Here is an 8,105-nt window from a genome sequence, read left to right on the forward strand (position 1 = left end):
GCGGGGCGATAGGTCGCCCCTTCGGCGAGCGCGATGTGCCGCACGATGGCCTCGGGGGTGGCGCCGCTCCCGGTCGCCGCCGGGGCGGCGGGCAGGGGTGCGGGGCGCGGGGCCGGGGGCTCGGGCTCAGCCGGCGGGGCGGGCGGTTCGGCTGCGCGCGTCACCTCGGGCAGGGCGCGCGGGCGGGCGAGCGCTTCTTCGAGATCGGCGCGCGGCGGCGGGGACGGGGGCGCGCGGCGCACCTGTTGGGGCGCGGCGGCGGCCTCGGCGAGGCGGTCGGTGAGCAGCGCCTCCATCGCACCCTCGGCCGCTTCGGGCAGCGGGATCAGCCCCTGTCCGCCCCCGCGACCGGCCGTGCGCACCGGCCCGACATGCACCGCCACCGGCCGCCGGCTGATAGCCGGGCCGAGCCCGAGGAATTGCCCGCGCTGGAGATCGCGAATACGCTCGGCCTGCCGCCGGTCCATGCCGAGCAGGTCGGCGGCGCGCTGCATATCGATGTCGAGGAAGGTGCGCCCCATCAGGAAATTGGACGCCTCGGCCGCGACGTTCTTGGCCAGCTTGGCGAGCCGCTGGGTGGCGACGATCCCGGCAAGGCCGCGCTTGCGCCCGCGGCACATCAGGTTGGTCATCGCCGCCAGCGTCAGGCGGCGGGTCTCGTCGTTCATCTCTCCCGCGGCGGCCGGCGCGAACATCTGCGCCTCGTCGACCACCACCAGCGCGGGATACCAGTTCTCGCGCGGGGCATCGAAGAGCGCGGTGAGGAACAGCGCGGCGCAGCGGATCTGGGCCTCGACCTCGAGCTCGTCCAGCGCCAGCACCACCGAGGCGCGGTGCTGGCGCACGCGCGCGGCAAGCTCCTCGATCTCGCGCGCCGAATAAGCACCCGCATCGATCACCACATGGCCGAATGCATCGGCGAGGGTGACGAAATCGCCCTCGGGATCGATGATGATCTGCTGCACCTGCCCGGCGCATTCCTCGAGCAGGCGGCGCAAGAGGTGCGACTTTCCCGAGCCCGAATTGCCCTGCACCAGCAGACGCGTGGCGAGGAGCTCGGCTAGATCGATGCCGATCGCCTCTCCGCCTGGCCCGCGCCCGATGTCGATATGTGCTGTCACCCGGGAGGGATTAGGGAGGCGGCGGCCCCGAGCAAAGACGCGTCCTGCAAGTTTTCCAGCGTTTCCCCCACCTAGCGCGCGGCAGCCCGCTCCGGCCCCAGCATTAGCGCCGCGATCTCGCCGCGGGTGCGCAGCGACTGGACGAGCAGATAGACCGACAGGAACATCATCCCGCCGAACACCGCGACCAGCCCCAGTGCAAGGCCGGCGGGGCGGAAGTTGTGGCGCCACGATACCCAGATTCCCGACAGCAGCAGGAAGCACAGGAAGTCGAAATTGAATTGCCCGGGCCAGGCCATCTCCGCCATGTCGCCGAAGAAGATCGGCACGAGGTTCCAGCCATGGTTGGCGATGGTGACGGCTGTGTAGCCGACAATCGCCAGCATGCAGGCGACGAGGAACAGACGGAACAGCATCATGGCGCATTCTCTCCCATGGGTTCGTTTTAGGTGTTTGTAGCGTATGCTACATATTCTACATGCGAGCGTTTGACATGATATATGTAATGTGAAATTCTCGACGCGAGCAAAGGAGACTCGCGTGAAACGCTCCGAACAGAAGGCTGCCACCCGCGCGGCGATCCTCGATCTGGCGTCGAGGCGGCTGCGCGCCGAGGGGCTCGCGGGCAACGGCGTGCAGCGGCTGATGCGCGATCTCGGGCTCACGCATGGCGGCTTCTATGTCCACTTCCCGAGCAAGCAGGCGCTCGACGCGGCGGCGCTGGAGGCGGCAATGGCGGAGCGCGCGCAGCGCCTCGATGCGCTGCCGCAAGCGCTCACGCGGGCCGAGCGGCGCAAGCTGCGGGCGCGCCGCTATCTGTCGCGCCAGCACCGCGACCATCCCGAGGCCGGCTGCCCGCTCGCCGCACTTGCCAGCGAGGCACCGCGTGCGGGCGCCGAGGTGCGCGATGCGTTCCAGCGGATGCTCGCCGAGGTCGTGACCGATGGCGACAATCCGCAAGACCCGGCCCCGCCATCCGAGGAACTGGCGCTGCTCGCGCTCGCCGCGGGCGGGCTCGCGCTGGCCCGCGCGGTGCCCGATCCGGCCCTGTCCGACGCCATTCTCGCCGCTTGCCGCGATGCCGCAGGCCGCCTCGCCGATGCCTACGCCGATATTCAGGGAGACCCGCAATGAGTGACTGGAAACCCACCGCCTGCCTGATCTGCTCATTGAACTGCGGGATCGAGGTGCAGACCGAAGGCGGGCGCATCACCCGCGTGCGCGCGGACAAGAACCATCCCGTCAGCCAGGGCTATCTGTGCGAGAAGGCGCAGCGGATGGACGCCTATCAGCAGGGCCGCGACCGCCTCTCCTCGCCGATGCGCCGCCGCGCCGACGGCACCTACGAGGCGATCGATTGGGCTACCGCGATCAGCGAGATCGCCGCCAAACTTGCCGCAGTGCGCGACGAGCACGGGGGCGAGAGCATCTTCTACTTCGGCGGCGGAGGGCAGGGGAATCACTTGCCCGGCGTCTATTCGCAGAGCACGCTTGCCGCGCTCGGCGTGCGCTACCGCTCGAACGCGCTGGCGCAGGAGAAGACCGGCGAGGCCTGGGTGCAGGCGCGCATGTTCGGCTGCGGGATGCACCACGATTTCGAGCACGCCGAGGTCGCCCTGCTGATCGGCAAGAACCCCTGGCAATCGCACGGATTCCCGCGCGCGCGGCTGGTGCTGCGCGAGATCGCAGCCGACCCGGGCCGCGCGCTGATCGTGATCGATCCGCGCCGCAGCGAGACCGCGGCGATGGCAGACTTCCACCTCGCGATCCGCCCGGGAACCGACGCCTGGTGCCTCGGCGCGCTGGCGGCGATCCTTGTTCAGGATGACCTCGCCAACCGCGCCTGGATGGAAGGCCACGTCGCCAACGCCGAGCCGGTGCTGGAGGCGCTCGGGCGCATTCCCGTCAGCCAGTTCGCGCAAGTTTGCGGGGTTGAAGAGACGCTGCTGCGCGCCGCCGCAAGGCGGATGGCGGCAGCCGCGACCATGGCCTCGATGGAAGACCTCGGCATGCAGATGGGCGTGCATTCCACCCTCGGCTCCTACCTGCACCGGTTGATAATCGGCCTAACCGGGGCCTTCGGGCGGAAGGGGACAAGCTATGCCTTCATCCCCTTCCGTCCGCTGGGGGCCGGCGGGGGCGGCGGATCAAGCAGCATGACCGCGGGTGAACGCAACTTCCGCCGCTCGCCCGTCACAGGCTTCCCGGTCGTCATGGGCCTCATCCCCTGCAACGCGATCACCGAGGAAATCCTCACCGATCACCCGCACCGCTTCCGCGCGATGATCATAGAGAGTTCCAACCCGGTCCACTCGCTCGCGGATTCGGCGCGGATGCGCGAGGCCCTGCGCGCGCTCGATGTCAGCGTCGTCATCGACGTCGCCATGACCGAGACCGCGCGCGCGGCCGATTACGTGCTTCCCGCCAGCAGCCAGTTCGAGAAGGCCGAGGCGAGCTTCTTCAACTTCGAGCCCGAGGCCAACGCCTTCCAGCTGCGCCATCCGCTCTTCCCCCCGCGCGATGGTACGCTCGAGGAGGGCGCAATCCACGCGCATCTGTGCGAGGCGCTCGGCGTGTTCGGAGAGGCGGAGGTGGCCCCCTTGCGCGCGGCGGCGGAGCAGGGGCTCGATGCTCTGGCAATGGCCTTTATGCAGACCATTGGCGCGAACCCCGCGCTGATGCCGGTCGCATCGGTGCTGCTCTACCGCGCTCTCGGCCCGGTGCTGCCCGAAGGCTTGAGCAATGCCGCAGGCGTGTGGGGCGTCGCGCAGCTGTTCGTCAGCGCCTTCCCGGAAGAGGCCGCGCGCGCGGGATACGAAGGCCAGCTGGCGGGCAACCGGCTCTTCGAAGCAATCCTCGGCTCGCCCTCGGGCACGGTCTTCGCGCGGCAGGACAGCGAGGACAGCTGGAAGCGCCTGCGCAGCCCCGGCCAGCAGATCAACCTCCACATCCCCGAGATGATCGAGGCGCTGCTGGCGCTCGATCCGGCAGGCCCCCCGCGCGATGCCGAGTACCCCTTCATCCTCTCGGCCGGCGAGCGCCGGACCGAGACCAGCAACACCTCGATCCGCAACCCCGACTGGCTGCGCAAGGGCGCGCTCGAGAGCACCTTGCGCATCCACCCCGATGATGCCGCGCAGCTGGGGCTGGCCGATGGAGCGGCGGTTGATGTCATCTCGAGCCGTGCCCGCGCGCGCACCGTGGTGGAGCTCAGCGAAGGCAGCCGCCGCGGCCATGTCTCGCTGCCCAACGGGCTGGGGCTCGACGTGGCGGGGCCGGACGGCAAGGTGCGCCGCCACGGCGTCGCCCTTAACGAACTCACCGATTACCGTTGGCGCGATCCGGTGGTGGGGACGCCCTGGCACAAATACGTGCCGGTGCGCCTCGAACCGGTCGGCTGAGCGCACGCGCTTCTTGCCGGAAAGATGGTCCTGACGCGGCGGGCCTCAGTTCGTCTCCTCGTGGTAGAGGATGGCAAGCTCGGTCCGGCTCCTCACGTCGAGCTTCTCGAAGATCGTGTGCAGATAGACCTTGATCGACCCCTCGCTCATTGACAGCTCCTCGCCGATCTGCCGGTTGCGCAAGCCCCGCGCGACCCGCTCGACGATCTCCTTCTCGCGCCGCCCGAGCGCATCGATCCGGCGCGCAGGCTTGTCGCCCGAGGTCAGATCGATGATCCGTGCGGCGAGCCGGGGGTCGATCGTTGTCCGGCCCTTGCTGGCGGCGCGGATGCAATCGATGAGGAAGTCCTCGGCGTCCTCCTTGAGGGCGATCCCGGAGGCTCCGTGACGGATCGCGGCGAGGAGCTGCTGGTCATCGATGCTGGCGGTCAGTATCACCACCGGGCGCGTGTCCCCGCTCTCGCGCAGCGCGGCAAGGGCTGCGATCCCGTCACGCCCGGGCATTGCGACATCGAGCACCACCACGTCGGGATCCTGCTCGGCAATCGCGGCCAGCGCGGCATCGCCGTCCCCGACCGAGGCGACCACCGCCATGCCGGCGGTCCGCAGCACCGCCTCGAGCCCGGCCCTCAGGAACGGGTGGTCATCGGCGACAAGGACGTTGATCATGCTTCGCTCCGCTCGGGCAGGTTGATCATCAGGTGCGCCCCCGTCTCGCAAGCGCATACAGCAAGCCGCCCGCCATTGGCACGCGCTCTTTCCTCGAGCGTGCGGGGATGGGGCGGGGGGGTGCCGGTGAAGCCCGTCCCGTCATCGCGGATGTCGAGATCGATCCCCGCCGCACCGCGCGATATGCCGATGGTGAAGCGCTTGGCCTTGCCGTGCCGCACGCCGTTTGCCACCGCCTCGCGCGCGATCTGCTGGATTTCGTAGGCCAGCGCCACCGGCACCGCGAGATCCGCAGGTGCGGTGGCCACGCGCACCTCGGCGTGCCAGTTGCGCTCGAGCTCGCCTGCCACCCGCTGCATCTGGGCCGCCAGGCTGACCGCCGCGGGCTCGAGATCGGTGCGGCGCAGGCGCTCGATCATCTCGCGCAGATGGCGGTGCTCGGCGCTGAGGCTCGCTTTCATCTCGTCGAATTGGGCTTCGGCGTCGCCCCCGGAGCGCACCTGAGCACGCAGCGCCTCGATTCGGAAGCGCACCCCGGCGAGGGTTTGAGCGACACTGTCATGGAGGTCGCGGGCCAGCGTGGTGCGCAGCTGCGCGACGGCCGCCTCGCGCGAGATATGCGAAAGCAACAGCCGGTCAAGCGCAGCCGCGATCTCCTGCGCGATGGCGGGCGCCTTGGCGAGGTCGTCGATGCTGATGCCCGGATTGCCGCTGAGGATCAGCACCCCCTGGCCTGACGAGCTGCGGATCGGGATCATCAGCCCCTCGGCAATCGCGAAATAGTCCAGCAGCGGCGTGGTCAGGGCTTCGCGCCGCGCGGTCACCCGCCCTTCCGCGGTCGACACCAGCAGCCGCCGGCGCTCGCGATCGAACAGGGCGAAGGGCAGGTCGGCGGGGACTGCCAGCGCGTCTGGCGGCAGGTGCCGGATCACCGGAACAGTGCCCGGCACCTCGCTCAGCAGCACATACGGATCCTCGTTGCTCCACCACCCCATGTAGAGGCAAGGCGAACCGGTCGCCTTCATCGCGTAGTCGGCGATTTCGGCGACAGGGATCACGTCGCTGCTTTCGCTCGCCAGGTCGAGGCGGGCAGCCGCGCGCACCCGGCGCTGGAGACCGAACCACACCAGGATCAGCGACAGCAGGATCATGTAGGTGCCGCGCCGACCGAAACGGTAAAGCTCGACATCGAAGCCGGCCCAATCGAGCCACACCCCGACCGCAAGATAGCTCGCGCTCAGCAGGCCAGCGATGATCGCCATGCCCGACCAGCCCCAGCGCACGGTGGCGGTCAGGATGATGAAGATGAACGACGACAGGAACGGGCTGGTGAAATCGGTGGAACTGCTCTCGGTGAGGTAGATGGCGATCAGGAAGACCGCGCAATCGAGCAGCAGCGCCGGGATCCGCAGCGTGACATCGCGCCACCAGCTGTCCCAGATCGCCGCCAGCAGCGCGAGCGAGAGCACCGCATAGCCGCCGAGGAAAAGATACCCCTCGGCAGGGTTGCGGACCGGCTGATCGGGATCGGCATAGAGGACAAGCAGAAACACCAGGGCAAGCGCAAGCCTGCACAAGGCGATGGCGCGGCCCGAATGGTAATCGAGAATGCGCTTCAGCATGCCCTCGTTTCACGCCCCGCTGGCCGGTGTTGCCGCATGCGCCCGGCGTCCTATCATGTGCTTCAAGCACAAAGCGCGACCATTTTGAAGCGCACCGGCCCCGCAGACGGGCTCTAGCTGCCGTCGGCGGCCACCAGCACGAAGGGGCTCCATGCCGCCGGGTGCGCCCAGAACTCCTTCCAGCCCGGCACCGCCGATCCGTCGTTGCGCTGGCCCGTGCGCACCGCGATCATCGCCTGGCGCAGGGCTTCGGCCTTGGGAAGGCCGGTGCGCGACAGGCGCATGGTTTCCACCGTCAGCACCGCGGTCACCTCGTCCGAGACCCGCCAGTGGCTGACCAGCATCGCCTTGGCCCCGGCATGAAGGAAGGCGCGGGCAAGGCCCGAGAGGCTTTGCGAGCCCGGCGTGCCATCGGAGGCAGCGGTGTTGCAGGCCGAAAGAATCAGCCACTCGGCGGTGAGCGAAAGCCGGGCCGCCTCGCTCGCCGTGAGCAGGCCATCGTCCAGCGCGGTGGCGGTGGCAGGCGGCGTGAAGACAAGGCCCGGCTCGCCCCCGCGACCGACCTCCTTGGGCAGCAGGCCATGGGTGGCAAAGGCGATGGTCCCCGCGCTGGCAAGGCGGTCATCCTGCTTGAGCGCAGCCTCCGTCGCCGCCGGCCCGAGGCGCAGGCCGCCCGGGGGTGCATCGAGAGCTGCGGCCATGCTCTTCAATTCGATCTCGGTGCCCGGCAGCGGCGACAGCTTGCGCAGGGCATCGGGGGAGGCGACGGCGATCCCCTGCAACGCGCCGCGCGTGAGGCGGCGGCCGCCCTGCTCGACACTGCGCGCCGCGCCCGCCGTGCCCTCTAGGCTGGGCGCTCCGTAGCCGAGGAAATCGCGCCGAGGCCCGGCCGCATCGAGCCGCGGACGCACGATCCGCAGCGCCGAGACCGCCGGAAGGCTGATGAAGGCGTACCGGTCGCCCAGCCATGCGGACTGCCTCAGGGTCTCGACATCGCCCGCATCGGCCTTGTCCCTGGCAGGATCGAACTGCGTGATCAGGACGGGCAGCGGCAAGCCGCCCAGCGGCCCGGCGACCGTGACGAAGACGCGCTTCGCCTTGCCCAGCGCGGGTTCGAGCGGCTGGAATATCGTGGTGTAGAGCCGGTAGGCCGCCTCGCGATCGAAGCGCGGGAAGAAGGCGTCGATCCCCTCGAGCGCACCCGTCTGGTCGGAGGTGACATCGAGGTCCGCGTCGGAGAGGCAATTGGCTTCGTCCATGCGGCAGCGCAGCCTTGCGACAAGCCGGGCGAC

At 69.4% G+C, this 8,105-nt stretch carries 7 protein-coding genes; 2 read left to right on the forward strand and 5 right to left on the reverse strand.

From position 1 onward, the window contains the following. The coding region (locus tag NBV68_RS15070; protein WP_296311201.1) for an ATP-binding protein at positions 1 to 1,121 on the reverse strand (1,121 nt) is incomplete at its 3' end. Between the two features lie 71 nt (positions 1,122 to 1,192). Continuing rightward, the gene (locus tag NBV68_RS15075) at positions 1,193 to 1,540 is read right to left on the reverse strand and encodes a hypothetical protein (protein ID WP_296311205.1); all 348 of its coding nucleotides are present in this window, start codon (positions 1,538 to 1,540) and stop codon (positions 1,193 to 1,195) included. A gap of 121 nt (positions 1,541 to 1,661) precedes the next feature. Here NBV68_RS15075 and NBV68_RS15080 point away from each other — a divergent pair, with 121 nt between their 5' ends. Beyond that, complete coding sequence (locus NBV68_RS15080; protein WP_296311207.1) at positions 1,662 to 2,255, forward strand: TetR/AcrR family transcriptional regulator; 594 nt, start codon at positions 1,662 to 1,664, stop codon at positions 2,253 to 2,255. Continuing rightward, positions 2,252 to 4,522 (forward strand): molybdopterin-dependent oxidoreductase, encoded by a 2,271-nt coding sequence (locus tag NBV68_RS15085; protein WP_296311209.1) that lies wholly within the window; start codon positions 2,252 to 2,254, stop codon positions 4,520 to 4,522. Before NBV68_RS15080 ends, NBV68_RS15085 begins: the two co-directional genes overlap by 4 nt. A gap of 45 nt (positions 4,523 to 4,567) precedes the next feature. On the opposite strand, the gene NBV68_RS15090 is transcribed toward NBV68_RS15085, so the two are convergent. The 3 genes from NBV68_RS15090 to NBV68_RS15100 form a co-directional block, all read right to left on the reverse strand. Beyond that, positions 4,568 to 5,191 (reverse strand): response regulator transcription factor, encoded by a 624-nt coding sequence (locus tag NBV68_RS15090; RefSeq protein ID WP_296311212.1) that lies wholly within the window; start codon positions 5,189 to 5,191, stop codon positions 4,568 to 4,570. Further along, positions 5,188 to 6,813: a histidine kinase gene (locus NBV68_RS15095; RefSeq protein WP_296311215.1), complete on the reverse strand. Its 1,626-nt coding sequence runs from the start codon at positions 6,811 to 6,813 to the stop codon at positions 5,188 to 5,190. The genes NBV68_RS15090 and NBV68_RS15095 overlap by 4 nt, the downstream gene beginning before the upstream one ends. A gap of 113 nt (positions 6,814 to 6,926) precedes the next feature. Then, a partial coding sequence (locus NBV68_RS15100) for a CHAT domain-containing protein (RefSeq protein ID WP_296311217.1) occupies positions 6,927 to 8,105 on the reverse strand: 1,179 nt, incomplete at its 5' end.

Origin of the sequence: Erythrobacter sp. (assembly GCF_023653175.1) — a bacterium.
In the GTDB taxonomy this organism is placed as follows: Bacteria; Pseudomonadota; Alphaproteobacteria; order Sphingomonadales; family Sphingomonadaceae; genus Erythrobacter.

Coding starts and splice junctions, on each gene's coding strand:
- NBV68_RS15075 (WP_296311205.1), bottom strand. CDS start 1,540: ATGATGCTGTTCCGTCTGTTCCTCGTCGCCTGCATGCTGGCGATTGTC.
- NBV68_RS15085 (WP_296311209.1), top strand. CDS start 2,252: ATGAGTGACTGGAAACCCACCGCCTGCCTGATCTGCTCATTGAACTGC.
- NBV68_RS15090 (WP_296311212.1), bottom strand. CDS start 5,191: ATGATCAACGTCCTTGTCGCCGATGACCACCCGTTCCTGAGGGCCGGG.
- NBV68_RS15095 (WP_296311215.1), bottom strand. CDS start 6,813: ATGCTGAAGCGCATTCTCGATTACCATTCGGGCCGCGCCATCGCCTTG.